This is a genomic window from [Mycobacterium] manitobense (genome assembly GCF_025821665.1).
Lineage (GTDB): Bacteria > Actinomycetota > Actinomycetes > Mycobacteriales > Mycobacteriaceae > Mycobacterium > Mycobacterium arseniciresistens.
Genome location: NZ_JACKSJ010000156.1, coordinates 1 through 750 on the forward strand (window position 1 = coordinate 1; position 750 = coordinate 750).

A 750-nucleotide genomic window follows, 5' to 3' on the forward strand; every position below is an offset into this window, starting at 1 on the left:
GCTGCGGCGGGTGACGCGGCTGCTGCGGCGGCCGGGGACGCGGCGGTGCCCGGCGCGGCGACCCTGGCTGCGGCGGGTGACGCGGCTGCTGCGGCGGCCGGGGACGCGGCGGTGCCCGGCGCGGCGACCCTGAAACCGGTCACGATGGCGTCGGTGGCGTCGGCCGCCGTCGGGGCGCCCTGGTTGCCTGCGCCGGCGGTCACCGTCAGCGACACCAGGTAGCGGTCCTGCCCCGACGCCGCAAGCACGTGCCGCCGGGAGGTGTTGAGCATCTGTTCGGTCGAGCGGTAGCTGCCCTCGATGAGGGCCGACGGGAACCCGTTGAACTCGGCCAGCGAAGCGTTGATGGAACGCCAGCCCGGCAGCTGCTGGCTGTCGACGAGGCCGTGGCTGATGGCCTCCTTGGGATCGAAGTCCCCGATGAGCTTGTAGACCACGACCTGCGCGTTCGGTGTGTAGAGGTCGCCGCTGTTGCGGTCGGCGATCACGGCGAAGGCGTCGGGCACGTTGGGGTCGGGCACCTGCGACCAGCCTGCGGGCATCGGCAGCACGATGTTGAGCGCGGTGAACCCGTTGGCCACCTGCGGCTCGAGCTTGACGTTCTTGGCGGTGAAGAACTCGCGCAGTGTGCCGGACGTGGCGGGCGTGATGGCGGGCACCGCGGGGGCGACGGCCTGGGCGATCGGCGCGACCGGTGCGGCGCCGGGCAGCGCCGCGGTTCCCGGCAGTGCCACGGTGCCGGGCACGGCC

At 73.7% G+C, this 750-nt stretch carries 1 protein-coding gene; it reads right to left on the minus strand.

Features of this window, described 5'->3' with window-relative positions:
• Positions 1 to 750 (minus strand): LpqN/LpqT family lipoprotein (locus H7I41_RS19215; protein WP_308214640.1); only part of this gene is annotated, 750 nt, incomplete at both ends.